Raw genomic sequence first — 23880 nt, forward strand, 5'->3', positions numbered from 1 at the left:
CGCGCCGCAGGCGGCTTTCTTTTTCTTTGCACCGCAAGCGCCACAGGCACCGCATGCAGCACAGGCGCTGACCTTCGTCGATCCGCATGCACCGCAGCCTGCAACGGCCGGCGTCGTCGCAGCGACCGCAGCAGCGAGGCCGCCGCTGACGACCATCATTGCGAGCGCTTTTTTGGATTTGTTGTTCATGGAATTCTCCTCTGGAGTTACGCCGAAACCGTTTCGGCCCAGTGCAAACTAGCCGAAGGAACTGTAAACTGGTTTCACGATGAGATTGCGCGAAATCACGCTTTTGCGAGGCCGGCGTGAGGGGCGGGCGGACTGGGGATGAATTCTCACCAAGTCTTACGATCCGGTATCTTGCGTGAGTGTTCGCGCCGGTTTCGCGGATGTGTTCAAGCCGGTTGCCGGGCCGGCCGGCTGGCCCGTTTGTTGGACCCGCCCGCACATTTGCGTTGCCCTTGAGGGATGCATTGCATAAAAGCGGGGCAATCCCGATTTCATCTGCATTCATGAGGAAGTTTGCGCGCGATGGCACGCCAGTTCATTTATCACATGGCCGGCCTGAACAAGGCCTACGGCTCCAAGAAAGTCCTGGAGAATATTCACCTGTCCTTTTACCCGGACGCCAAGATCGGAATTCTCGGACCGAACGGGGCGGGCAAGTCCACGGTTCTTCGCATCATGGCGGGTCTCGATACGGAATTCACCGGCGAGGCGTGGGTGGCCGAGGGCGCGACGGTCGGCTATCTGCCCCAGGAGCCTGAACTCGACGAAACGAAAACCGTGGCTGAAAACGTCATGGAGGGTGTGGCGGAAAAAAAGGCGATCGTCGACCGCTACAACGAATTGATGATGAACTATTCCGACGAGACCGCGGAAGAGGGCGCCAGGCTGCAGGACATGATCGACGCCCAGAACCTGTGGGACCTCGACAGCCAGGTCGAGATGGCGATGGATGCGCTGCGTTGCCCGCCGGGCGACAGCCCGGTCGCCAATCTGTCGGGCGGTGAGAAGCGCCGTGTGGCCTTGTGCCGGCTGTTGCTTTCGCAGCCGGACCTGTTGTTGCTCGACGAGCCCACCAACCATCTCGACGCCGAGACGATCGCCTGGCTCGAAAAGCATCTGCGGGAATATCCGGGCGCGGTTTTGATGATCACCCACGACCGCTATTTCCTCGACAACGTGACCGGCTGGATCCTCGAGCTCGACCGGGGCAGGGGCATCCCCTATGAGGGCAACTACTCGGCTTATCTGGAAAAGAAAGCCAAGCGCATGTCCCAGGAAGGCCGCGAAGAGGCCAACCGGCAAAAGGCCATGTCACGCGAGCAGGCCTGGATCGCATCCAGCCCGAAAGCGCGCCAGGCCAAATCGAAAGCCCGTATCAAGGCCTATGACGAACTGGTCAGATCCGCCGGCGACCGCCGGCCCGGTGACGCCCAGATCGTCATTCCCGTCGGTGAGCGTCTCGGGCAGGTGGTCATCGAAACCGAGCACCTTTCCAAGGGCTATGGCGACAAACTGCTGATCGACGATCTGGAGTTCAAGCTGCCGCCCGGCGGGATTGTCGGCGTGATCGGCCCGAACGGCGCCGGCAAGACGACATTGTTCCGCATGGTCACGGGCCAGGAAACCCCGGACAAAGGCTCGATCAATGTCGGCGACACGGTCGATTTGAGCTATGTCGATCAAAGCCGCGACGCGCTCGATCCGAACAAGACCGTCTGGGAGGAGATTTCAGGCGGCAACGACATCATCAAGCTCGGACCGCATGAGGTGAACTCCCGGGCCTATTGCTCGAACTTCAATTTCCGCGGCGGCGATCAGCAGCAGAAGGTCGGCACGCTCTCGGGCGGCCAGCGCAACCGCGTGCATCTGGCCAAGATGCTGAAATCCGGCGGCAACGTGATCCTGCTCGACGAACCGACCAACGATCTCGATACCGAGACGCTTGCCGCGCTTGAGGACGCATTGGAGAATTTCGCAGGCTGCGCCGTCATCATCAGCCACGACCGCATGTTCCTCGACCGGCTGGCCACGCATATTCTGGCCTTCGAGGGCGACAGTCATGTAGAATGGTTCGAGGGCAATTTCGAAGACTATGAGCAGGACAAGATCCGGCGCCTCGGTCCCGAGAGCGTCAATCCGAAACGGGTCACCTACAAGCGCCTGACACGCTGACGGTGGCAAAGGCGGAGGACAGGAAAGATGACGACAATCCTGATAACGGGCGTCGGCCGGGGCATCGGCCATGAACTGGCGCGCCAGTCGCTGAAGAGGGGCTGGAACGTCATCGGTTCGGTGCGGGATGCCTCCCATGCCGACCGGTTGAGCGATCTGGAAACCGAACGGTTCCGGCCGTTTGTCTTCGATGTGCGCGATGGCGCGGCGGTCGAGGAGGCGGGCCGGCTTGTCGACGGCGCGATCGATATCCTGATCAACTGTTCCGGCGTGATCGGGCCTGAGCGGCAGTCCGTGCTCGACATGGATTTTGACGGCTTCGCCGACACGTTGTCCGTCAACACCGTCGGCCCGCTGCGCGTGATCCACGCTTTCCTGCCGCATATCCGTAAAAGCGGACAGGGCCGGATCGTGACCCTGTCGAGCTATATGGGCTCGATGTCGCATACGAAGTCGGACCGGATCGCCTACCGGTCGTCGAAGGCGGCGGTCAACAAGGTGATGCAGGGACTGGCCGGTGAACTGCGCGCCGAGCATATCGCGGTCGCGACGGCGCATCCGGGCTGGGTGCGCACCGATATGGGCGGCAAACTGGCGGATATCAGTGTCGAGGAGAGCGCCGCCGGTGTGCTCGACCTTTGTGAACGGCTCGATCTGTCGAACACCGGGCATTTCTGGAACTGGGACGGCGAACAGCTTTCCTGGTAAGACGGCGAGCCTGACACTGCCGGTCGCGGGCGGACGTTTCCACCATCGTTCACATGCGACATTTTAAGTTGCTGTTGCGTCGCGCGTCGAAATCATATAAAGATATGTTTATGTGATTTCGTGACCGGCGAGGGCTTCATCCCGCCTAAAGCGCGAAGCTGAGGAAGCCATGCTGGATAACAACAGGCTCAGTCTGGACAAAGCCGTCGACGTGCTCAAAGCTGCCGGCGAGCCGACCCGTCTGCGGGTGCTGGCGCTTTTGTTCGGCGGGGAGTTGACGGTGACGGACCTGACCGAGATTCTCGGTCAGTCGCAGCCGCGTATCTCGCGTCACCTGAAGCTCCTGACGGAAGCCGGGCTCGTGGAGCGGTTCCAGGAGGGCGCCTGGGCCTATTTTCGTCTGACCGGCGACGGGCGTTCGCATGCCTTGACGCGCCATATTGTCGATGCGGTGTCGCAGGCCGATCCGCTGCTGGCGCGTGACTCGGAAAGGCTGTTGGCGGTCAAGCAGGCGCGCGCGGAGCGTGCGCAGGCCTATTTCAGCCGCAATGCCGCCGGCTGGGACCGGTTGCGCTCGCTGCACATTTCCGACGAGCAGGTCGAGAAGGCCCTCGTCGAGATGGTCGGCGATCAGCCGTTCGATTCAATGCTCGATCTCGGCACGGGAACCGGGCGCATCCTGCAGCTCTTTTCACCGCTTTACCGGCGTGGCGTGGGGGTCGACGCCAGCCGTGACATGCTGGCCATTGCCCGCACCAATATCGACGAGGCCGGCATCGGCCACGCCTCGGTGCGCCAGGCGGATATTCTCAACCTTCCGCTGCAGCGTGGATCGTTCGATCTGATCTCGATCCATCAGGTGTTGCACTTCCTGCAGCATCCGGAGGAAGCGATTTCCGAGGCGGCGCGCATGCTCAGCCCCGGCGGGCGGATGATCATCGTCGATTTCGCGCCGCATGATTTTGACTATCTGCGCGACGAGCACGCGCATATGCGGCTCGGCTTCCCGGCCGATGCGGTTTCCGCCTGGCTGCGGGATGCGGGGCTGACCGTCGAGCAGGTTGTCGCTCTGACGCCGGAAGACAAGGTGGAAAAAGGGCTGACGGTCTCCATCTGGCTGGCCAGGGACCCGCGGCTCGCAATCGCAAATGAACAAACACCTCAAGAAGGAGTTGCCTGACCATGTCCGTACTGCGCCGTTCCGGTCCAACGCTTCTGGGCGACGATATGAACGTCTCCTTCGAGTTCTTTCCGCCACGAAGCGGCGACATGGAAAGCCAGCTCTGGGAAAGCGTCATGCGGCTTGCGCCCTTCGATCCGGACTTTGTGTCGGTGACCTATGGCGCGGGCGGCACGACCCGTCAGCCGACCCTGGCAACCGTGAAGCGGCTCTTGAGCGAGACCGACCTGACGCCGGCGGCGCATCTGACCTGCGTGAATGCCAGCAAAGAGGACGTTGACGCCGTTGCGCGGGAATTCTGGGACGCGGGCGTGAGGCACTTCGTTGCGCTTCGCGGCGATTCGCCGGACGGCGTCGGGTCCGCCTACCGGCCGCACCGGGACGGATACCGCAACGCGGCTGAGCTGGTGGCCGGGCTCAAAGCCTTCGCCGATTTCGAGATCACGGTGTCGGCCTATCCGGAAAAACATCCCGAAAGCCCGGATTTCATGACCGATATCGACATGCTCAAGCGAAAGGTCGACAACGGAGCGACACGGGCCATCACCCAGTTCTTTTTCGACAATGACAGCTATGAGCGGTATGTGGAGCGCGTCCGCAGGGCCGGTATTTACGTTCCCATCGTTCCGGGCATCCTTCCGGTTCACAATTTCGCCCAGGTGGCGAAGTTCGCGGGCCTTTGCGGCGCGTCCATACCCGACTGGCTTGTCACCCGTTTCGAGGGTCTGGAGAACGACCCGCAGACGCGGGCGCTGGTCGCGGCGGCTGTTGCCGCCGATCAGGTCATGGACCTTGTCGAGCGCGGCGTGCAGGATTTTCACTTCTACACGATGAACCGGGCGCAGCTCGTTTATGCGATCTGCCACCTGCTGGGTCTGCGCGCGCCCAAGGGCAACGGCACGGTGACAACGGCCACTGCCGCCTGAATCACGCGCACAAGAAACGGGGGTGGCGCTTGCCACCCCCGTCTCGTGTTTCCGGCTGGCCGGCCCTGCCGGCTGCCATGCGTCGGTGCCTAGAGGAACAACATCAACGCTATAAACAGAAACGCTGCACCGATCACCAGGACATTGAGCGAACGCACCAATCCCATAGCTGACCTCCCTGCGGTTAACCCCATTAGGCTAAGACGGAGTCGAGGGATTTGAAAAGCAAATTTGTTGCTGCGCTGCCGAAAGCGGCAAATGGTTTTCCAATAAAACCGATTCTAAGCGCATGAAATTCATTGACTAAGCGTGGTGCCAAAAAAGTGTGAATCATGAGCCAGATTCACCCTGTTTTTTGCAGGTGCGAAGATATTTTCGTGGCCACTTTATGGCAACCGCCGGGAACCAGGGACGCGATATTTGTTCCTGCTTCCGTATCCGGCACATTTACACTCTCCATTAACAAATTGTTTTTATTGTATTTTCAGGAAAGTAAAAACGCGCCCGTCGATGGTCAGCAGCCCGAGCCCGATCAGCAAAAGACCGGCCATGGCCTCCAAGCTCAAGGTTTCATTGAGGAAAACGGCGCCAAGCACAATCGCGCTCGGCGGCACGATGAGGGTGACGACGGACGCGTTGGTCGCGCCGGCTGTGGATATGATGCGAAAATAGAGAATATAGGCCAATGACGTCGACACGACCGCCAGGGCGGCAACGGCCAGAATGATGGGAACCGGCGGCAGATCGATTGTCCACGGGCGGTCGAAGACGAATATCACCGGAAACATGATGAATGATGACGCCGTCAACTGTCCCGTCGCCGTGACGGTGGGGCGCAGATCCGAGAAGCGCTTTCCGAGGGTTGCGCCGAACCCGTAGGACACGGCGGCGCCGACGACGAAGAGCTGCGCCCAGACGGGCGCGCCCAGCCCGGTCCATGCCGAAGGCCCGATCAGAACGGCGGTGCCGGCCAGGCCAAGAAGACAGCCCGTCACCTTTTGGGTGGTCATCTTTTCGTCGCTGGTCATGAGATTGGCAATCAGCACCGTCCACAGCGGGGTGGTTGCGTTGAGGATCGAGGCAAGCCCGGCTCCGATCTCGGTCTGGCCGAAAAACAGGAGGCTGAAGGGGACGACATTGTTCATCAGTCCCAGCAGCAGGAAATCCTGCCACCGCGACACAATCATGCGCAGGGCGCCGTTGCGCGACAGAAGGTAGATGTGCAGCGCAAGCGCTGCCAGGAAAACCCGCAGGAACACGAGCGTCAAAGGCGGGATGTATTCCACCGCGACACGGGTAAAGAAAAACGATGCGCCCCAGATCGCTCCAAGCGTGAAGAGCAGGAGCCATGTGAGCGCTGAAATGGTGTGGTTGCTGGTCTGCATCCCGGAAGCCGTGCTGTTCATTCGATCGGTCATAGGATTGGAAAGTCGGCCCCGCCATCCGAAACTTGCGGACAAACTGTAGCAGTGCCTTGCCCGTTTCAATCCTGTATACTTTCAATCAGGTTGATCTTGAAATCCTCACCGAGGGCGAAGCGATGGAACTGCCCAATCCGCCGAAACTTGTCAGATTCGTCTTGAAAAACAGCCTGATGGGCATGTTCATCGGCTGGCTGGTCGCCAGCGCCGTCGTCTATTTCGATTTCAACGGATTTGGCAGCCTGATCATGCAGTCGAGCCATGTGGTGGTTGCTCTTTTCATCATGTTCTTTTCGTTCGGCATTACCTTCGGGTTTGCTTATCTGACGACCGCTGTTCTTCTTCTTCCGACCGACAAGGACGAATTCGACCGGGTTTGAGGCCGCGTGCCGGTCCGCCTTGCCGGTGTCCCGGTGCCGTGCAAAGATCGGTGCGAGGATTCGTGAAGGCGGATATGTGACCGGGCAGGGCGCCCGCCATCCGCAATCTCGGGAGAACGCTTCTGGAAGGCACGATCCATAGCGCTGTCGCCGATACGGCCGCTCACGGAGCGGCATTGGGCGATATCGCGTTCGTGGCCGCCGTCGCGGCGTTGATGGGCCTTGGGCTGCTTTGGCTGAGGCAACCGCCGCTGGTCGGATTTATCCTTGCCGGCGTGGCGCTCGGCCCCACCGGCTTCGGTGTCATTCCAAACTCGGAAAGTGTCAATCTGCTCGCCGAGATGGGCGTGCTCATCCTGCTGTTCTTCATAGGGATGGAACTGTCGCTCAAGGCCTTCGTGGTGTCGCTCCGGCAGTCCGTTCTGGTGGCCGGCGGACAGATCATCGCCGCGCTCATCGTCGCCATCCTGATCGGCTTCGGACTGGGTCTGGATTTTGCTGAATCCCTCATACTCGGCTTCATCATCGCCATGTCGAGCACGGTCGTCGCGATGAAAATGCTCGACGACATGGGCATGCTGCGCGGCAGGGAAGGGCGTATTGCCGTCGGTGTGCTCATCGCGCAGGACATTGCCGTTGTGCCGATGCTTATCTTTGTCAGCAGTTTCGGCTCCGGCGATATCAATTATGCGTCGGTTACCCTGAAGGTGATCGTCGCCGTTGCGTTTCTCGGCGGGCTCCTGTGGTGGCTCGGTCAACGGGGGAAGCTGCGGGTGCCGTTCACCGAGAAGATCGAGAACAAGGTCGAAATTCTTGCGCTCGGTTCCCTGGCGATCTGCTTTTCAGCGGCAACCGTATCGGGCATAGCCGGTCTTTCTCCGGTCTACGGGGCATTCATCGCCGGAATTCTTATCGGCAATTCGACGCTGCGCAGTCGGGTCATCCCGGTGATCGAGCCGATCCAGAGCGTCCTGTTGATCGTGTTTTTCCTGTCCATCGGCCTTTTGATGGATCTGAGCTTCATCTGGAACAATCTGGTTCTGGTGATCGCCGCATCGCTGGCGGTGATCGCGGCGAAGTCCGTCCTCAATATCGCACTGCTGCGGCTGACCGGATCGGACGAGCAGACGGCGCTTGTCGCCGGCCTCTCCATGGCGCAGATCGGCGAATTCTCCTTCGTGCTCGCCGCTGCCGGGCTCGCCGCCTCGGCGCTTGGCGGCGACGCCTACCGGCTGGCGATTGCGGTGACCGCCATATCGCTGCTGATCTCGCCGGTCTGGGCCAATCTCATGCGGCGGGTCGAGCGGGTGGCGAGCGCCGGGCTGACATCCTACCGGCAGGCGCTGATGGAGGCCTATGCCGACGAGATCGGTGAGGTGCAGCGCGGTCGCCAGGCCGTCGATCGCGCAATCTTTCATGTACGCCTGCGTTATCGCGCCGCGCGCCTTGCGCTCTACCACAGGCGCGCGGAAAAAGCGACCGACGATGCGGCGCTCAGCGACGGCAAGCAGGACGATACCGCTGACGGCGGTGCCAAGGCCGAACCCCGGCAAAAGGCGAAGGCGCAGTAGGCGGCTATCGCAAGCGTTGCAGGAGCTGCGGTGTCGGCCAGGCGTCCGCCGGCATGCCGAGACGCATCTGCTCGGACTGCACGGCGGCACGGGTTCCGGCGCCGAGGATGCCGTCGATCTTGCCGACATCATGGCCCTTGCCGTCGAGAATCGTCTGCAATTGCCTCATCTGCGCATCGGACAGGCCGGGATCGGGATTGCCGGGATCATAACGCCCGGCCCCGGCAAGGCGCGTGGCGTAATAGGCGGCGGTGGTCGTGTAGATGAACGATTTGTTCCATTCCAGGTAAACGGAGAAATTCGGATAGGCCAGGAAGGCGGGGCCCTTGCGGCCCTGCGGCAGCAACAGGGCCGAGGCCAGTTCGCCGGAAGGCAGGGTGCCCTGACGCGCGCTGACACCCATCGCTTCCCATTCCTTGACCGGCAGCGCCTTTCCAAGCCCGGTGTCCTGCCAGGCCATGCCTGACGGCACCGTCACCTCCTGCAGCCAGGGCTGGTTCGCCTGCCAGCCGAGATGGCGGATGAATTTGGCGGCCGTGAGGATCGCGTCCGGCGCACTCTTCTTCAGGCGCACATGGCCGTCTCCATCGGCATCGACGCCGAAACGGATGATATCCAGCGGCAGCATCTGAACCTGGCCGATTTCGCCGGCCCAGGCGCCGGTCGTGCGCGCAGGATCGAGATCGCCGAGCTGAACCAGTTCGATGGCCCCGATCAACTGCGGGCGGAAGAGTTCAGGACGCCTGCAATCATGGGAAAGGGTGACAAGCGCGTTGACGGTGTTGAAATCGCCCTGCACAGCGCCGAAATCGGTCTCAAGTCCCCAAAACGCGGCGATGACCGGTCCCGGCACGCCATATTCGGATTCAGCACGCGCAAACACATCGGCATATTTTCCAAGGTTCTTTTTGCCGTTCTGCATGCGATTGGCGCTGATCAGCCGCTGGGTGAACTCGACGAAGGTCATCTTGAACACGCCCTGGGCGCGGTCCCGCCGCAGCACCTTGTTGTCTATCGCTGCGTTGGCGAGCGCCCGATCCGCGGCCTGCGCGGACAGGCCCTTTGAGACCGCCTCCTGTTTCACACCTGCGAGGAACTGGCTGAGGCTGCCTCCGCATACGGCGGCAAGAGACGGCGTCGAGACGGCGAGGGCGGTGAGGCCGACAAGCGTCGCGGCAAGGCGGTTGATCGGTTTTTTCATGGATGTGTCCCCGGTAAAACTGTTCTTCGTTTCCTGCGGTTCAGAATTTCGGCAATTTGTGGCCGGAACAAGATGCTGCATCATGGTCGAGCACCGGGGGAGGTGCGTAAGGATCACGCGGTGTGTTGGCGATGAACCATTGCGCCTGTTCGATGGCCGGACGACGGAAACAGAAAAATGGCATGCGCCGCGGGGAACGCCGACGCGCTTTGCGCCACGCCAGTAGGCGTCGAAACGTTCGTCGCGATGGTCGCCGCTCGAACCAGTCCGAATCACATGTCGATCATTGAAAGGCGCTGTAATGGACAATCCTGTCCGGGTCACGTCATTTGAACGACGGCGTGCTGCACATAGCCGCCATAGAGGGCTTTTCCCCTTGCCTGCGCGCCGTGGGCTTTTGCCTTGCGGGACATGACATCGATCATGTTTTCGCACGGGGTGACATGAAATTTCCCGAGCCAGGCGCCGAGCCCCGCCTTGAACCAGGCCGGCATTGCGTTCTGGTCGCCGAAATCCACGACATGCAGCGAGCCGCCGGCGGCGAGATGGGCAAGCGCCTGATCGATTGTTGCTTCCCAATCGGGGATCATGGACAGCGCGTAGGAGATAAAGATGCGGTCGAAGCGGTCTTGTCCGAACAGTTCTCCCGCGTCGAAATCCGTTGCGTCGGCGAGCGCCAGCCGGGCGTCGATGTCCGTTTTCCGGATCGATTTGCGCGCGATCTCAAGCATTTCGGCGGAGATGTCGAGACCGAAGAAGTGTGCCTGCGGAAAGTGCCTGGCCGCAAGGGCGATGTTGCGCCCGGTTCCGCAACCGAGTTCCAGAACCCGCGCGTGCGGCGGCGCCTCCATGCCGCGTATCATGCCGTCCCGTCCGAGCAGGAAATATTTCCGCGTCAGGTCGTAAATGTGTTTTTGATGGCGATAGACGCCGTCCATCCGCGCGGCGTGGGAAGAAACCGCCGTCATGCGCGCTTGATGTAAAGATGGAAGCCGCCATAGATCGCGGAGCGGTCCCGGCGGCAATGGGCGGCCGATTCCCCGACCTTGTATTCCCAACGCTCAAGCAGTGCTTCGGGGATCTTGCCGTCGACAATGGATGTCTTTCCGGCGGTGCGGAAGACGATACGGGCCCCGGGTGCTGCTGTGCGCGTCATTTCGCTCCAAAGTTCCGTCAGTTGATCGGGCCGCATCCAGTCCTGCGCGTCGAGCAGGATGAACCGGTCGACCGATCCGGCCGGCTTGCGCCGGAGGAAATCGGTGTAGCTGCAGTGATGTATGTCGACATTCCTCACGCCCTCACGGATTTGCTCGTAATGTTCCGCCTGCAGATAGGCCGGCACCGTCGCGTCGTCCGCGCTGCCATAGCAACGCGAGAAGGCCTGCTGCGCGAAGTAGTTGTCGCGCAGCGGAAAATGGCAGGCGAGTTTTTCAAGCCGTTCCTTCAAAACGGACGCCATCGTACCGTCGCTGCCGGACGCAAGCAATTCGTCATATTGTGCCGGCGGAATGCCGAGGCCGAAGAGCGAGGCCTTCCGGCTCGAGGCCCAGCGGATGAGGCGGCGTTCAAACAGCGGCGCCAGGCGCTCATTGAAGAAGCGGCGCTGTTCGCGCATGCACCGGCTGTGCATGATCTCGGCAGGATCGACTCCGTGCAGGCGCGCCACAAGGTGGCCGGCGGTAATGCACCAGCCAAGCAGCCCCGTGCGGTAGAAATTGCCGTTGAACACGGCGATGCGGCGCGATCCGCGCCAGGTGCGCTGTTCCCAGTAGGCCCGGGATTTCTCATCCAGATGCGGCGCGATAAAGCGGTCATAGGCCGCGCTGTTGTGTTTTTGCTCCGGCTTGCCAAAGAAGCGGACCACATCGCCATGGCTGGGCAGATGCTCGAGAGCTGTCAGTTTCAGGCGGTTGAGCGCGACATGGGAGGCGTTGAGGTCAACGGCGTCGATCCGGGCGGGAGAGCGCGTCAGATAGGCAAGGATGTTGCAGCCGCCCGAGGCGATCGTGACGACCCGATGGTTCCCGTCCAGGGCCATCGCGTCCATGTCGACATCCGGATCTTCCCAGATCTGCGGATAGACAAGGCCGGTGAAGAAGACCGCAAACAGGCGCTCCGACAGTCCGCGGCGGGACAGGAGCCTGTTCTGGTAGACCGCGTTGGCAAGGTTCCTGGCCGTGCTGGCCGCGAGACCGGCATTGTTGATGGCATCCGACATGAATCACCCGTCCGTCATGGTTTTGACCGCGGGTACCGCCGCGCGATGACATTTGCATGACGCGGCGATGACGGTTTGATGAACGGGTCTGCGCGTCAGGCTTTCCCATAGCCGCCAGCGGTGGGTGTTGTCAGGATCACGGCTTCTCCCGCATCCACCACGGTCTGGTCGCAGGCCTTGAGTTCGTCCTCGCTGCCATCGAGGCGGCGAATGACCGTTCTGCCGACGTCGCCATTGCCACCGCCTTCGGCGCCTTCCGGCGGCCGGTTGCGGTGGGATGACAGGATGGCGCATTCCATGCGCTCCAGAAAGCGTATCGTGCGCTGCGTGCCGTCGCCGGCGTTGAAGCGCCCCTTGCCGCCGGATCCCGCCCTGATGTGGAAATCCTCAAGCAGGACCGGAAACCGCATTTCCAGGATTTCCGGATCGGTCAGGCGGGAATTGGTCATATGGACATGAACGCCTGATGTGCCGTCAAAGCCCCGGCCGTCATTCATCCGGCCGGCGGGCGAGCCGGAACAGATGGTCTCGTAATATTGATAGGCGTCGTTGCCGAAGGTGAGGTTGTTCATCGTGCCCTGGCTGTTGGCGAGGGCGCCGAGCGCACCGAAGATTGCGTTGGTGACATGCTGTGACGTTTCCACATTTCCGGCGACCACGGCCGCCGGATAGGACGGTCTGAGCATGCAGCCGTCCGGCACCACGACGTTGATCGGACGCAGGCAGCCCGCGTTCATCGGGATCGCACCTTCGACCATCACGCGGAAGCAGTAAAGGACGGCGGCGCGGGTCACGGGCTCCGGCGCGTTGAAGTTGTTTTCCATCACCGGCGATGTGCCGGTGAAATCCACAGTCGCCGTGCGTTCTTCGCGATCGACAGTGATCGCGACCTTGATCGTCTGTCCGCTATCGGTACGGTATTCATAGGCACTGTCGGAGAGCGCATCGATGACGCGCCTGACGCTCTCGGCGGCATTGTCCTGGACATGGCCCATATAGGCTTCGACGACGTCGAGGCCGAAATTCCCGACCATCTTGCGCAGTTCGGCGACGCCTTTTTCGTTGGCGGCAATCTGCGCTTTCAGGTCGGCAACGTTCTGATGCACGTTTCGCACCGGATAGGGATGATCGGTCAGCACCGCGATCAGTTCCTTCTCACAGAAGCGGCCCTGATCGACGATCAGGAAATTGTCGATCAGCACGCCTTCTTCATCGACGGTGGTCGCGAGCGGTGTCATGGAGCCGGGGGCGGTGCCGCCGACATCGGCGTGATGGCCGCGCGAGGCGACGTAAAACAGGATCGTTTCCCCGTCATCGTCGAAGACCGGCGTGACGACGGTGATGTCGGGCAGGTGCGTGCCGCCATTATAGGGCGCGTTGAGGGCGAAGACGTCGCCCGGACGAATCTTGCCTGCATTGAGTTTTATGATCGTCTCGACGGACCGGTCCATCGATCCGAGATGCACCGGCATATGCGGTGCGTTGGCGACAAGGGCGCCGTTGCGGTCGAACACGGCGCAGGAGAAATCAAGCCGCTCCTTGATATTCACCGAATAGGCCGTGTTCTGCAGCGTGATGCCCATTTGTTCGGCGATCGACATGAAGAGATTGTTGAAGACTTCCAGCATCACCGGATCGGCATTCTGCGTGCCGATGGCACCTTGCCGCGCCATTTTTTCATGGCGGCGCAGGACGATGTGATCCTTGGCATTGATCTCGGCCTGCCAGCCCGGTTCGATGACAATCGTCTGGTTGGCCTCGATGATCAATGCCGGGCTCCTGACCGTGTTGCCGGGCGCAAGGTCGTCGCGCTTGTAGATGGACGCCTCGTGCCAGCGCCCGCCGGAGAACAGATCGCGTGTCTCGGCTGCCTGCGGCGTGCCCCCGGTCAGCGGGTGGTCCCGTTCCGTGGTCGTCCCGGTCCGGGTGTCGCTGGCTTCGACGGCGACCGCTTCGACGATAATCGGCTTGTTGTCGTAGATGAAGCCGAACTGCGCCCTGTGCGCGGCCTCGAAAGCCTGGCGTGCCTTGTCCGTCGACCGGTCCTTGAAAACGACGCTCAGCGGCGTATCCGTGCCGTCGTAGCGCAGATGCAGGAGAGGGCGCCAGTCAACGGATGTCTCGGGGACGCCCTGCGCCACGAGTTCCGCCGATGCCTCGCTCGCCAGATGTTCGATGATCCTGTCGATTTCGTTTAGCGTTTCATCGGCGAACGGTTTGACGAGCGCCTGCTGGCGCGAGGCGAAGAGGCTTGCAAGGCCGATGCCGTAGGCTGAAAGCAGGCCGGAAAAGGGATGGATCAAAATGGCTTCCATGCCCAGCGCATCGGCGACAAGACAGGCGTGCTGGCCGCCGGCGCCGCCGAAGCAATTGAGCAGATATCGTGTGACGTCATAGCCGCGCTGAACGGAGATCTTCTTGATGGCGTTGGCCATGTTCTCGACGGCGACCGTTATGAAGCCTTCCGCGACCTCCTCGGGAGAGCGGCCGTCGCCGATTTCATCGGCAAGGGCGGCAAATTTCTTACTTACCGTGGCGGTGTCGAGCGGCTGATCCTGATCGGGTCCGAAAATGGCCGGAAAGAAATCGGGCTGCAATTTGCCCAGCATCACATTGGCATCGGTCACGGCGAGCGGCCCGCCGCGGCGATAACAGGCGGGGCCGGGGTCCGCGCCGGCGGATTCGGGGCCCGCGCTGAACCGGCCCGACCGGTAGTCGAGGATCGAGCCGCCGCCGGCAGCAACCGTGTGAATGCGCATCATGGGCGCGCGGATGCGCACGCCCGCCACCTCGGTGTCGAAAGCGCGCTCGTAGTCGCCGTCGAAATGGGCGACATCGGTCGATGTGCCGCCCATGTCGAAACCGATGACCTTGTCGAAGCCCGCAAGCCCTGCCGTCTCGACCATGCCGACGACGCCGCCGGCCGGCCCGGACAGGATGGCATCCTTGCCCTGGAACAGATCGGCCGCCGTCAGGCCGCCGGACGACATCATGAATTTCAACGCGGGGCCGTTATTTGAACCCGTCTGGCTGCCGGCGCCGAGGTCCAGGGCGACCTGTTCGACATAGCGGCGCAGGATCGGCGACAGATAAGCGTCCACAACCGTCGTATCCCCCCGCCCGACAAGCTTTGCAAGCGGCGAAACGCGGTGGCTGACCGAGATCTGCCCGAAGCCCACCTGCTGCGCAATTTCGGCGACTGCCGCCTCGTGTTCGGGGTAGTTCCAGGAATGCATGAAGACGATGGCCACGGCGTCGATGCCGTCATCGCGGGCCGCTTGCAATTGCCGCCGGACGTCGTCGGCGTCGGGTTCGGCTTCGACGGTGCCGTCGGCCCTGACCCGTTCGTCAACTTCAATGACCTGCTCATAGAGCTGTTCGGGCAGGATGATCTCCTTGGCGAATATGTCGGGACGGGCCTGGTAGGCGATCCGCAGCGCGTCGCGAAAGCCGCGCGTGACAACAAGGAGCGTCCGGTCGCCCTCGCGCTCGAGCAGGGCGTTGGTGGCGACCGTTGTGCCCATCTTTACCTCGCCGATACGCTCGCCCGTCACCGGCTTGCCCGGTTCGACGCCAAGCAGGTCTTTGATCCCCTGAACGGCCGCATCGCTGTAGGCTTCCGGATTTTCCGACAGAAGCTTTTTCTGGATGAGCTCACCATCCGGAGCCCGGCCGATCACATCGGTGAACGTGCCGCCGCGATCAATCCAGAAATCCCACTTGGTTGTCATTGTGCTGGTCCTTTCATTTTTTCCGAACAGATGCACGGGGCAGGCGCGGCTGTCCATAGGCAATATCGAACTATCCCGGGTGCGGCCGACCGGTTGGCTCCCAGGTCAGGCCGCTTGCCGCCGAAGCATCTGCCTGACATAGATGAACCATGCTTGAGGTGCTTTCACATCGTGCCTATGCACGCCTGTTCGGTGCGCAGGTCATCGCACTGCTTGGAACCGGTTTGCTCACGGTGGCCCTTGGGCTTGCCGCCTATGAGATCGCCGGGGCCGAGGCGAGTGTTGTGCTCGGCGTGGCGCTGACCATCAAGATGGTTGCTTATGTCGGCTTTTCTCCGATTGCCAGCGCGCTGATTTCCGAACTGAACCGCAAGAAGGTGTTGATCTTTTCCGACCTTATCCGCGCGGTCGCCGCCCTGTTCTTGCCCTTCATCGACGCAGCCTGGCAGATTTATGTTCTGGTTTTCGTGCTTCAGGCCGCATCGGCGACGTTCACGCCGGCCTTCCAGGCGACCATTCCGGATATCCTGACCAAGGAGGCCGACTATACGAAGGCGCTGTCTTTGTCGCGTCTCGCCTACGATCTGGAGAATATCGTCAGTCCGGTCGTTGCGGGCCTCCTGCTGACGGTTGTCGGCTTTCACTGGCTATTCGCGGGCACGGCGATCGGGTTTGTCGTGTCGTCCTATCTGGTTCTGGTTGCGGCCGTTCCCGCGATCTCGGATTTGAAACATCGCGGGTTTTTCGACCGGCTGACCAGGGGAAGCCGCATCTATCTCGCGACGCCGCGGCTGCGCGGGCTTCTTCTGCTCAATCTTGCCGCCGCCTCGACGGGAGCAATGGTGATCGTCAATACGGTTGTGGTTGTGCGTTTTCTTTATGGCGGATCGGAAGCGGATGTCGCGTTGGCTTTGGCGATGTTCGGTTGCGGTTCGATGATTTCGGCGCTGGCCTTGCCAAGATTGCTCGATCATCTTGCCGACCGGACCGTGATGGCGACGGGCGCTGTGCTTGCGGCTTTGCTGCTTACCGGCGTCGGTATCATCGCGTCTGTGGGCGTCGTGATTGCCTGGGCGGTGCTGCTGGCGGTCTGGTTTCTGACCGGGCTTTTCTATTCGGCCATCCTCACGCCTTCCGGACGGCTGTTGCGCCGTTCCGCCCATTCGGAGGACCGCCCGGCGCTTTTTGCCGCGCAATTTGCGCTCTCGCACGCCTGCTGGCTCATCACCTATCCGCTGTCAGGTTTTCTGTTTGCTTCCGTCGGGATGGGCTGGACGATGATTGCGCTTGGCGCCGTTGCGGGCGGCGCGGTCCTTGCGGGCCTGATGTTCTGGCCGCGCGAGGATTCGGACATGCTTGAACACAGCCATGACGAACTGCCCGAGGATCATCCGCATCTGAGCGATACGGGCCGCCGGACCGGCGCTCACAGCCATGTTCATGCCTTCGTCATAGACGACGAGCACCGGGTGTGGCCGACCCACGGCTAGCTCTGCCGCTTCTGTGCGCCGATGGCCGCCTCGTAGAGGTGCCAGGTCGCATGGCCAAGGATCGGCAGGATGACGATCAATCCGATAAAGGCCGGCAGCATTGCGATGATCGCCAGCGCCACGACCACGATGCCCCACGCGATCATCGGACCGGGACTTTTGAAGACGGTCTTGAAGCTGGTGATCATCGCCGAGACGAAATCGAGTTCGCGATCGAGCAGCAGCGGTATGGAGATGACCGTCGCGGAAAACAGCAGGAAGGACAGGATGGCGCCTGAAATCGTGCCGACGCCGACAAAGAGCATTCCCTCATGCGTCGTGGTGATGATTTCCAGGAAGCGCGGAATGGACGAAAAGCTCTTGAAGCCGAGGAAAAGAGCCAGCAGCAGGCGGACCTGGTAGATCCACAACCAGAAGATAAACAGCACGACAAAGGCCATCCAGCTCAACTGCCGTTCGCGCTGGTGGAACATGACCAGCAGGATGTCCTTCCAGATCAGAGGTTCGCCCGCGGCCAGCCGCCGACTGACCTCGTAAAGGCCGACGGCCACGAACGGTCCGATCAGCGGAAAGCCGATCGCCACCGGAATGATCATCCAGGGCATCTGCAGATACATCAGAGAGGCGAGGATGAACCAGCCGCCAAGTGCAAATATTCCGCCGAAGAACAGGCCGAACAGCGGCGCTTTGAGGAAATCGCTGACGCCGGCTTTCAGTGCATCGCCGATATCGGCAAAGGACACTTTTTTTACATCCGGCATTTTTGGCGGTTCGTAGGTTAGGGTCTGCTCGCTTTTTTCCACTGCTATCCTCCCGATTGTCTCCATTATACAGCATTTTCTGCGTGTTTTCTCACAGATTCAACTCCGGATCGGTGCAAACAAGGCCCGAAAGGACCGTTTGCGTGACGCCCGGGGCCCTATCAAAGCCGGGCGATCGGCGGCCGTGCTTCAGTTTTCGGGCCAAGCCGTCTAATTTGTCGGTCGGATGCGTCCGGCTGAGCCTTGGGTCAAAGAGGCGGGATGAAACCGTGAATGCCGGCCAAAAGCGCCGGTTTTCCAGACTTTGACGCCAGGCTGCGCCGATTGAGCGATGAGGAATAGTTTTGGAAAACATTATTGAAGCTGCAATATCTCCGTCGGCGATCTCCGGCCATTTGTCCTATGGGCTTCTGGTGTTGTCGATGCTGATGAACTCCATTGTATGGTTGCGGGTGATCGCTCTGACATCGGGCGTTGCCGGGATCATCTATAGCGGCTTTGTCCTGCATGACCCGATCGGGGCCGGCTGGGAGACATTGTTTGTCACCGCCAATCTGACGCAGCTTTGCCTGCTGATCTGGCGCAGCCGGAAGGTTCGCTTCTCGGACGAGGAATTCCTGTTCTGCCAGAATGCGCTGGTTCTCGTGCCGCCGTTCCTGGCGCGGCAGTTCATCAATACCGGTACATGGAAGACCATTCCCGCCGGAACCGTCCTGACCCTTCAGGATGAGGCGGTCAAGCAACTGACCTATGTTGCCGAAGGCCATGTCGACGTGGTCGTCAACGGCAAGCTGGTGGCCAATTGCGGTCCGGGCGATTTCATCGGCGAGTTGGGCATCCTGTCCGGGCGGACAGCGACGGCCACCACCACCGCGACCACGGATCTGCGGGCGCTGGTTTTTGAACGCGACAGCCTGCTTCGGCATCTGAGCCGCCAGCCCGACATCAAGCTGGCGCTGCAGGCCGGGTTCAAGATCAATCTGCGGCAGAAACTGGCCGCGGCGAACGAGCGCACGCTGGCCGGAACCGCCGGGTGATACGGCCTTCGATCTCGCATTGCACAAACAAATGGCGTAAACACCGTTCATGTCGATATTTGACCGACTCAGCCAGTTTGTGAGCATCGCCGCTTCGGGAGCGATTTCCGGGGTGATCGAGGCTGTGCGGACGGTTTTTGAAGGCGATCCGCAGACCCGAAGGCGGGTTGCCTTTTCCGTCGCGATGATCGCCCTCTCCGCCAAGATGGCGAAGGCCGACGGTATCGTCACACCGGATGAGGTGGTGGCGTTTCAGGAGATTTTCGAAATACCGGACAAGGAGGCGCGCAATGTCGCGCGGCTCTACAATCTGGCAAAGCAGGACGTCGCCGGCTTTGACTCCTACGCATCCAAGATGGCCGACCTTTGTCATGCGGACGGCACCGACGGGCGTATCCTTGAAGATATTCTCGACGGTCTCTTCCACATCGCCAAGGCGGACGGCGTTCTGCATGAAAAGGAGCAGAACTTTCTTGCCCGCGTGGCGGAGATTTTTGACGTCAGCGAGGTGACCTTCGAGCAGATCGTGGCCCGTCACACCTATGAGACAACGCACGACCCCTATGCCGTTCTCGGCCTGCCGCGCGAAACGCCGTTCGACGACATCAAGAAACACTACCGCAAGCTGGTGTCGGATGCGCATCCGGACCGCCTGATCGCCCGCGGCGTGCCGGAGGAGTTCCTGGCGATCGCCAACAGCCGCATGGCCGCGCTGAACCTGGCCTTTGCCGCGATCGCAAAGGAAAAGCAGGCGGCATGACGCTCAAGCAGCCGGAACTGGATGGCGCGCGGCTGAAGGCCTCTCCCAATTTCAACGAGCGGCGCGGCGGACCGCCTGATATGCTGTTGCTGCACTATACCGGGATGGACGATGCCGGTGAGGCGCTGGACTGGTTGTGCTCGCCGCGTTCCGAGGTTTCCGCGCATTATTTTGTGTTTGAGAACGGCGACATCGTGCAGATGGTGGCTGAGGACAAGCGGGCCTGGCATGCCGGCGCGGGGCAGTGGAAGGGCGAGGTCGACAACAATTCACGCTCCATCGGCATCGAGATCGCCAATCCCGGCCATCAGGGCGGCTATCCGGACTTTACCGAGGAACAGATTGCGGCGGTTATCCAATTGTGTCGAAATTGCGTCGGCAGGTGGGCAATCGCGCCGGAACGGGTGCTTGCCCACAGTGATATTGCACCGCAGCGCAAACAGGATCCGGGGGAAAAATTCCCCTGGCGATCACTTTTTGAAGCCGGCATAGGGCATTGGGTGGAGCCATCGGCCGCCTCCGGCGGGCGCTTCTTCCAGATGGGCGATGCGGGCCAGCCGATCGAGGCGTTTCAGGCGATGTTGGGAATATACGGTTATGGCGTTGAAATAACGGGATTATTCGATGAAGATCTGGACGCCGTCGTGCGGGCTTTCCAACGCCATTTCAGGCCGTCGCGGGTTGACGGCGTTGCCGATGCGTCGACCATAGAAACGCTGCACAAACTGCTTTCCGCACTACCGGACCAAGCCGTGAAAAGCTGATTGTTGCGCCGCAGCAACGCTCTTTCTTACAACTTGTAACTTAACGTTACAGCTCTGCCACCATTCACAAAATATTGCAGCTACGAATGTTGCCGGTTTTCGGCCGCCACAGGTATCGCGTTGGCGGCCTTTCGTTTGGAGTATGACAATGAAAAATACCGGAACCTTCCTTGGCGCGCTGCTGTGCGCCGGCCTGGTTTCATTCTCAGGTGCGGTTCTTGCTGAAGAAGAAAAACAGACGACACGGGTGGACTTCCGCGCCATCACCGCGTCGCTTTTCAAGCGTGCCGAGCCTGAGATCAACACTCACCCCAAATACTCGCGGTTGATCAACAATTACGCCCGCAAGCACGGCATCCCCTCGGATCTTGCCCATGCGGTCGTCCGGGTCGAAAGCAATTTCAACGCCAGGGCGCGCGGGCAGGCCGGCGAGATCGGCCTCATGCAGATCAAACTGGCGACGGCGCGTCTGATGGGGTATCGCGGCAGCCGCAAGGGGCTCTACGAGCCCGAGACCAACATCAAATACGGCATGAAATATCTCGGCAAGGCGCATGAGCTCAGCGGCGGCGACACCTGCGGCACGATCCTGCGCTACAATGCCGGGCACGGCGCGAAGCGGATGAACCCGATCTCGTCGCGCTATTGCAGGAAAGTGAAAAAGCTCATCAGCTAGGCCGGTTCCGGCCGGCGAAGCATATCATTCAAATCACATTTGCACCCATTGCCGCGGAGTGATCCGACAGCGTGCGGTGGTGACGTTCGCGCCGAACGTTTGCCGCCGCTCAAACAGCTGGTGATCGGTTTTCCAGCCGCCAGGGTGGAAAGCGGCGGTCCGGACCGGCATGAAACAGGCAGAGCTTGTGTCCGTCGGGATCGGTGAGATAAGCCTCGCGCCAGCGCCAGTCCTGATCGACCGGCTTGCTGTCGAAACGGACTCCGCGTTTTTCCAGCTCCAGATATTTGCCGTCAAGATCATCGACCTCGAAATACAGCACCGTGCCAGCGGCGGCCGGCCGGTCGCAAAGGTGCAGTGACAATGTGCTGGAGCCCGACGGCAGTTCGAACCGGGCGTACTCATTTCGTTGCGAAACAATCAGTTTCAGCCCGAGCCTGGAATAGAAGCTGACACTTTCTTCGAAGTCGCTGACTTCGATGGTGACCTGATTGAGGTCCATAACCGCTCTCCGTGACCGTGTTTGCCTGGGCGATAAGTCTACAGCCTCAACCAAGGTTGAGGTAAAGAGGGTCCATCCCGCCGCGGTGTCGGATTTGGTTGGTTTTGCCTGTGAATTTCGGTATCAGGGGGGGCCAGCTGGCCAGACAGCCGCGTCCGGCAATGCCGAAAGGTGGCCGGGTGAGGAAAGTCCGGGCTCCACGGAAACACGGTGCCGGATAACATCCGGCGGGGGCAACCCCAGGGAAAGTGCCACAGAAAGCAAACCGCCCCGCCTGTATTCCGGTCCGATGATCAAGGGACCCGAATACCGGCGGGGTAAGGGTGAAAGGGTGGGGTAAGAGCCCACCGCGTTTCTGGCAACAGGAACGGCACGGTAAACCCCACCGGGAGCAAGACCGAATAGGGATGACGCGGAGCGCAAGCTCCAGCCTGTTTCCGGGCGGATCATCCGGGTTGGTTGCTTGAGGCGCGATGCAAATGGCGCCCCAGACGAATGGCTGTCGCTGCGCGCGCTCCGGCGATGCGCAGTACAGAACCCGGCTTACAGGCCGGCTGGCACTTCAAATTCAGGCGAATCAGTCCCGTGCGCGTTCGTTGCCGGCTAAACTTTTGTGCCGCCTGGCGGCCGTCCCGTTAGCGATTCCTTAACCATACGAAGGCTTTGCTGACCGCTGGAAAACCAGCTTTGATAGGGTCTGTCCCATTGACACCCAAATCATCCCATGCTATCCCAAATATGCAGTGTGAGGGGTATTCAGGCGTTGCCCGAGAGCGGGTCCAGTCAGCGCGTCGTTTCGCGGCGTCAGCGCACCCGCGCAGCTTGCGGTCGGTAATTTCCGGAGGCGGCATGTTATGGTCTTCAGGCCTGGAAGCGGCGGTTTTGCGTAATGAACCGGTTCCTGTCGAATGCGACGAACAAGATCGATGCGAAGGGAAGGGTGTCCGTGCCCGCTCCGTTTCGCACCGTTCTGACGCGCCTCGACATACAGGAGCTCTACGCCATCCAGGACTTTGTCTATCCGGCCATAACGGTGGGCGGTCCCGATCTTCTCGACCGCTACGAACGGCAGATCGACGGGGGCGATCCGTTCTCGGTCGATTCGAACGACATGTCGCTGCTTATTCACGGTGGCGGTGTGTTCATGAAACTGGACGGCGAGGGCCGTCTCATGGTGAGCGATTTTATTCGCGATTACACCGGCATTACCGACCAGGTGACCTTTGTGGGTCGCTCGGATCATTTCCAGCTTTGGGATCCTGTTTGCTACGAGGAAAAACGACAGGAAGCCCTGGGCCGGCGCATGGGCAGGGGACAGCCGCGCGTCGATCAAGGAGAGACGGGATGACAACGCACTCTGGCGGCATTGAAAATGGCGCCGGTGGCGGACCAGTGCGTCACATCCCGGTTCTCCTGAATGAGGTCCTGTCCGCGCTGAAGCCGGGGCGCGGACAGGTCGTTCTCGACGGAACATTCGGCGCGGGCGGCTACAGCCGCGCCATTCTGGACAGCGGAGCGGATGTCATCGCGCTCGACCGTGACCCGGAGGCGATTGCCGCGGGCCATGCACTGGCGGAGTTGTTTCCGGGACGTCTCAAGCTGATACGGTCGCGTTTCAGCGATCTTTCGGCGTATGCCCCGCAAGACGGGCTTGACGGCATCGTGCTCGATGTCGGCGTTTCATCCATGCAGGTCGACGAGGCCGGTCGCGGCTTCTCCTTTCAGAAGGACGGGCCGCTCGATATGCGCATGTCGTCCACCGGGCCGTCCGCGGCCGATGTGGTCAACCGGTTCAAGGTGTCCGATCTTACCCGCATCTTCGGCTTTCTGGGCGAAGAAAAGATGGCCGGGCGTATCGCCAAGGCCATCGAGGCAAAGCGCGCGGACAAGCCGTTTGCCACAACGCGGGAGCTTGCCGGCCTTGTCGAGAGCGTCAAGCCGCGCCGGGCCCGTGACAAGATACATCCTGCAACCCGGGTTTTTCAGGCGCTCAGGATCTATATCAATGAGGAACTGACGGAACTTGCCAGCGCGTTGTTCGCCGCCGAGCGGACGCTCAAACCGGGCGGGCGGCTCGTCGTCGTCAGCTTTCACTCCCTTGAGGACCGTATCGTCAAGAGGTTCTTCCAGGACCGGTTCGGCAGGCGCGGCGGGCCGTCGCGCCATCTGCCCGAATCACGGCGGGACACCCCGAGTTTCGAGCCGATCGGCAAAGTCCTTGCCGCCGGTGAGGCGGAGGCCACGGCAAATCCGCGTGCGCGCTCGGCCAAGCTGCGGGCCGGAAAACGCACCACCGGAGCCTCGCTCCCGGCCGACATGGCATTTTTCGGTTTGCCGGATCTGCCCGCCATTGCTGCCAAGGGGGCTTGATCG

General features: G+C 61.1%; 21 protein-coding genes and 1 other RNA gene. 15 read left to right on the forward strand and 7 right to left on the reverse strand.

Annotated features, from left to right (window positions below; genetic code table 11):
- The 5 genes from AC5E6N_RS00455 to metF form a co-directional block, all read left to right on the forward strand.
- A partial coding sequence (locus AC5E6N_RS00455) for a hypothetical protein (protein WP_491745950.1) occupies positions 1–241 on the forward strand: 241 nt, incomplete at its 5' end.
- Between the two features lie 290 nt (positions 242–531).
- Positions 532–2181: an energy-dependent translational throttle protein EttA gene (ettA, locus tag AC5E6N_RS00460; RefSeq protein WP_491745951.1), complete on the forward strand. Its 1650-nt coding sequence runs from the start codon at positions 532–534 to the stop codon at positions 2179–2181.
- A gap of 27 nt (positions 2182–2208) precedes the next feature.
- Entirely contained in the window at positions 2209–2889 is a 681-nt protein-coding gene (locus AC5E6N_RS00465) for an SDR family oxidoreductase (RefSeq protein ID WP_491745952.1), read from the forward strand.
- Positions 2890–3058: 169 nt separating this feature from the next.
- Positions 3059–4069 (forward strand): ArsR/SmtB family transcription factor, encoded by a 1011-nt coding sequence (locus AC5E6N_RS00470; RefSeq protein ID WP_491745953.1) that lies wholly within the window; start codon positions 3059–3061, stop codon positions 4067–4069.
- A gap of 2 nt (positions 4070–4071) precedes the next feature.
- On the forward strand, positions 4072–4995 hold the full coding sequence (metF, locus tag AC5E6N_RS00475) for a methylenetetrahydrofolate reductase [NAD(P)H] (protein WP_491688394.1): 924 nt from the start codon (positions 4072–4074) through the stop codon (positions 4993–4995).
- A gap of 473 nt (positions 4996–5468) precedes the next feature.
- On the opposite strand, the gene AC5E6N_RS00480 is transcribed toward metF, so the two are convergent.
- Positions 5469–6401, reverse strand: a complete 933-nt coding sequence (locus AC5E6N_RS00480; protein WP_491745954.1) for a DMT family transporter — start codon at positions 6399–6401, stop codon at positions 5469–5471.
- A gap of 68 nt (positions 6402–6469) precedes the next feature.
- Between AC5E6N_RS00480 and AC5E6N_RS00485 the strand changes: the two genes are divergently transcribed.
- Entirely contained in the window at positions 6470–6796 is a 327-nt protein-coding gene (locus AC5E6N_RS00485) for a hypothetical protein (protein ID WP_491745955.1), read from the forward strand.
- Between the two features lie 176 nt (positions 6797–6972).
- On the forward strand, positions 6973–8367 hold the full coding sequence (locus AC5E6N_RS00490) for a cation:proton antiporter domain-containing protein (protein ID WP_491745956.1): 1395 nt from the start codon (positions 6973–6975) through the stop codon (positions 8365–8367).
- Positions 8368–8371: 4 nt separating this feature from the next.
- Here AC5E6N_RS00490 and AC5E6N_RS00495 read toward each other — a convergent pair whose 3' ends face one another.
- The 4 genes from AC5E6N_RS00495 to AC5E6N_RS00510 form a co-directional block, all read right to left on the reverse strand.
- Positions 8372–9568 carry a lytic murein transglycosylase gene (locus AC5E6N_RS00495; protein ID WP_491745957.1) on the reverse strand — a complete coding sequence of 399 codons (1197 nt, stop codon included), beginning with the start codon at positions 9566–9568 and terminating at the stop codon, positions 8372–8374.
- A gap of 320 nt (positions 9569–9888) precedes the next feature.
- Complete coding sequence (locus AC5E6N_RS00500; protein WP_491745958.1) at positions 9889–10536, reverse strand: class I SAM-dependent methyltransferase; 648 nt, start codon at positions 10534–10536, stop codon at positions 9889–9891.
- Positions 10533–11786, reverse strand: coding sequence for a BtaA family protein (locus AC5E6N_RS00505; protein WP_491745959.1), 1254 nt, complete (start codon positions 11784–11786; stop codon positions 10533–10535). The genes AC5E6N_RS00500 and AC5E6N_RS00505 overlap by 4 nt, the downstream gene beginning before the upstream one ends.
- A 95-nt stretch (positions 11787–11881) precedes the next feature.
- Entirely contained in the window at positions 11882–15517 is a 3636-nt protein-coding gene (locus AC5E6N_RS00510; protein ID WP_491745960.1) for a hydantoinase B/oxoprolinase family protein, read from the reverse strand.
- 149 nt (positions 15518–15666) lie between these two features.
- Between AC5E6N_RS00510 and AC5E6N_RS00515 the strand changes: the two genes are divergently transcribed.
- Positions 15667–17007: an MFS transporter gene (locus AC5E6N_RS00515; RefSeq protein ID WP_491745961.1), complete on the forward strand. Its 1341-nt coding sequence runs from the start codon at positions 15667–15669 to the stop codon at positions 17005–17007.
- Here the strand turns inward: AC5E6N_RS00515 and AC5E6N_RS00520 are convergent.
- Positions 17004–17768, reverse strand: coding sequence for a DUF2189 domain-containing protein (locus AC5E6N_RS00520; protein WP_491745962.1), 765 nt, complete (start codon positions 17766–17768; stop codon positions 17004–17006). The two genes, AC5E6N_RS00515 and AC5E6N_RS00520, sit on opposite strands and share 4 nt — an antisense overlap.
- A 344-nt stretch (positions 17769–18112) precedes the next feature.
- Here AC5E6N_RS00520 and AC5E6N_RS00525 point away from each other — a divergent pair, with 344 nt between their 5' ends.
- The 4 genes from AC5E6N_RS00525 (at position 18113) to AC5E6N_RS00540 (ending at position 21005) form a co-directional block, all read left to right on the forward strand.
- Positions 18113–18805: a cyclic nucleotide-binding domain-containing protein gene (locus AC5E6N_RS00525; protein ID WP_491745963.1), complete on the forward strand. Its 693-nt coding sequence runs from the start codon at positions 18113–18115 to the stop codon at positions 18803–18805.
- A gap of 49 nt (positions 18806–18854) precedes the next feature.
- Positions 18855–19565 (forward strand): TerB family tellurite resistance protein, encoded by a 711-nt coding sequence (locus AC5E6N_RS00530; protein ID WP_491745964.1) that lies wholly within the window; start codon positions 18855–18857, stop codon positions 19563–19565.
- On the forward strand, positions 19562–20329 hold the full coding sequence (locus AC5E6N_RS00535) for an N-acetylmuramoyl-L-alanine amidase (RefSeq protein ID WP_491745965.1): 768 nt from the start codon (positions 19562–19564) through the stop codon (positions 20327–20329). The genes AC5E6N_RS00530 and AC5E6N_RS00535 overlap by 4 nt, the downstream gene beginning before the upstream one ends.
- A gap of 148 nt (positions 20330–20477) precedes the next feature.
- Positions 20478–21005, forward strand: a complete 528-nt coding sequence (locus AC5E6N_RS00540) for a lytic transglycosylase domain-containing protein (RefSeq protein WP_491745966.1) — start codon at positions 20478–20480, stop codon at positions 21003–21005.
- Between the two features lie 109 nt (positions 21006–21114).
- On the opposite strand, the gene AC5E6N_RS00545 is transcribed toward AC5E6N_RS00540, so the two are convergent.
- On the reverse strand, positions 21115–21507 hold the full coding sequence (locus AC5E6N_RS00545; RefSeq protein ID WP_491745967.1) for a VOC family protein: 393 nt from the start codon (positions 21505–21507) through the stop codon (positions 21115–21117).
- Positions 21508–21640: 133 nt separating this feature from the next.
- Here AC5E6N_RS00545 and rnpB point away from each other — a divergent pair.
- The 3 genes from rnpB (at position 21641) to rsmH (ending at position 23877) form a co-directional block, all read left to right on the forward strand.
- Positions 21641–22069: RNase P RNA component class A (gene rnpB, locus AC5E6N_RS00550), an RNA gene on the forward strand.
- Positions 22070–22396: 327 nt separating this feature from the next.
- A complete protein-coding gene (gene mraZ, locus AC5E6N_RS00555; RefSeq protein ID WP_491745968.1) occupies positions 22397–22855 on the forward strand; it encodes a division/cell wall cluster transcriptional repressor MraZ in 459 nt (152 codons plus the stop codon).
- Positions 22852–23877 carry a 16S rRNA (cytosine(1402)-N(4))-methyltransferase RsmH gene (gene rsmH / locus AC5E6N_RS00560; RefSeq protein ID WP_491745969.1) on the forward strand — a complete coding sequence of 342 codons (1026 nt, stop codon included), beginning with the start codon at positions 22852–22854 and terminating at the stop codon, positions 23875–23877. Before mraZ ends, rsmH begins: the two co-directional genes overlap by 4 nt.
- Positions 23878–23880: the final 3 nt, after the last annotated feature.

It is taken from the genome of Hoeflea sp., from assembly GCF_984452065.1.

What these genes read in the sequence shown, in the direction of transcription:
- AC5E6N_RS00480 (WP_491745954.1), bottom strand. Translation starts at nt 6,401, where the DNA reads ATGAACAGCACGGCTTCCGGGATGCAGACCAGCAACCACACCATTTCA.
- AC5E6N_RS00465 (WP_491745952.1), top strand. Translation starts at nt 2,209, where the DNA reads ATGACGACAATCCTGATAACGGGCGTCGGCCGGGGCATCGGCCATGAA.
- AC5E6N_RS00535 (WP_491745965.1), top strand. Translation starts at nt 19,562, where the DNA reads ATGACGCTCAAGCAGCCGGAACTGGATGGCGCGCGGCTGAAGGCCTCT.
- mraZ (WP_491745968.1), top strand. Translation starts at nt 22,397, where the DNA reads ATGAACCGGTTCCTGTCGAATGCGACGAACAAGATCGATGCGAAGGGA.
- AC5E6N_RS00515 (WP_491745961.1), top strand. Translation starts at nt 15,667, where the DNA reads ATGCTTGAGGTGCTTTCACATCGTGCCTATGCACGCCTGTTCGGTGCG.
- metF (WP_491688394.1), top strand. Translation starts at nt 4,072, where the DNA reads ATGTCCGTACTGCGCCGTTCCGGTCCAACGCTTCTGGGCGACGATATG.
- AC5E6N_RS00495 (WP_491745957.1), bottom strand. Translation starts at nt 9,568, where the DNA reads ATGAAAAAACCGATCAACCGCCTTGCCGCGACGCTTGTCGGCCTCACC.
- rsmH (WP_491745969.1), top strand. Translation starts at nt 22,852, where the DNA reads ATGACAACGCACTCTGGCGGCATTGAAAATGGCGCCGGTGGCGGACCA.
- AC5E6N_RS00510 (WP_491745960.1), bottom strand. Translation starts at nt 15,517, where the DNA reads ATGACAACCAAGTGGGATTTCTGGATTGATCGCGGCGGCACGTTCACC.
- AC5E6N_RS00545 (WP_491745967.1), bottom strand. Translation starts at nt 21,507, where the DNA reads ATGGACCTCAATCAGGTCACCATCGAAGTCAGCGACTTCGAAGAAAGT.
- AC5E6N_RS00500 (WP_491745958.1), bottom strand. Translation starts at nt 10,536, where the DNA reads ATGACGGCGGTTTCTTCCCACGCCGCGCGGATGGACGGCGTCTATCGC.
- AC5E6N_RS00540 (WP_491745966.1), top strand. Translation starts at nt 20,478, where the DNA reads ATGAAAAATACCGGAACCTTCCTTGGCGCGCTGCTGTGCGCCGGCCTG.
- ettA (WP_491745951.1), top strand. Translation starts at nt 532, where the DNA reads ATGGCACGCCAGTTCATTTATCACATGGCCGGCCTGAACAAGGCCTAC.
- AC5E6N_RS00470 (WP_491745953.1), top strand. Translation starts at nt 3,059, where the DNA reads ATGCTGGATAACAACAGGCTCAGTCTGGACAAAGCCGTCGACGTGCTC.
- AC5E6N_RS00530 (WP_491745964.1), top strand. Translation starts at nt 18,855, where the DNA reads ATGTCGATATTTGACCGACTCAGCCAGTTTGTGAGCATCGCCGCTTCG.
- AC5E6N_RS00520 (WP_491745962.1), bottom strand. Translation starts at nt 17,768, where the DNA reads ATGCCGGATGTAAAAAAAGTGTCCTTTGCCGATATCGGCGATGCACTG.
- AC5E6N_RS00505 (WP_491745959.1), bottom strand. Translation starts at nt 11,786, where the DNA reads ATGTCGGATGCCATCAACAATGCCGGTCTCGCGGCCAGCACGGCCAGG.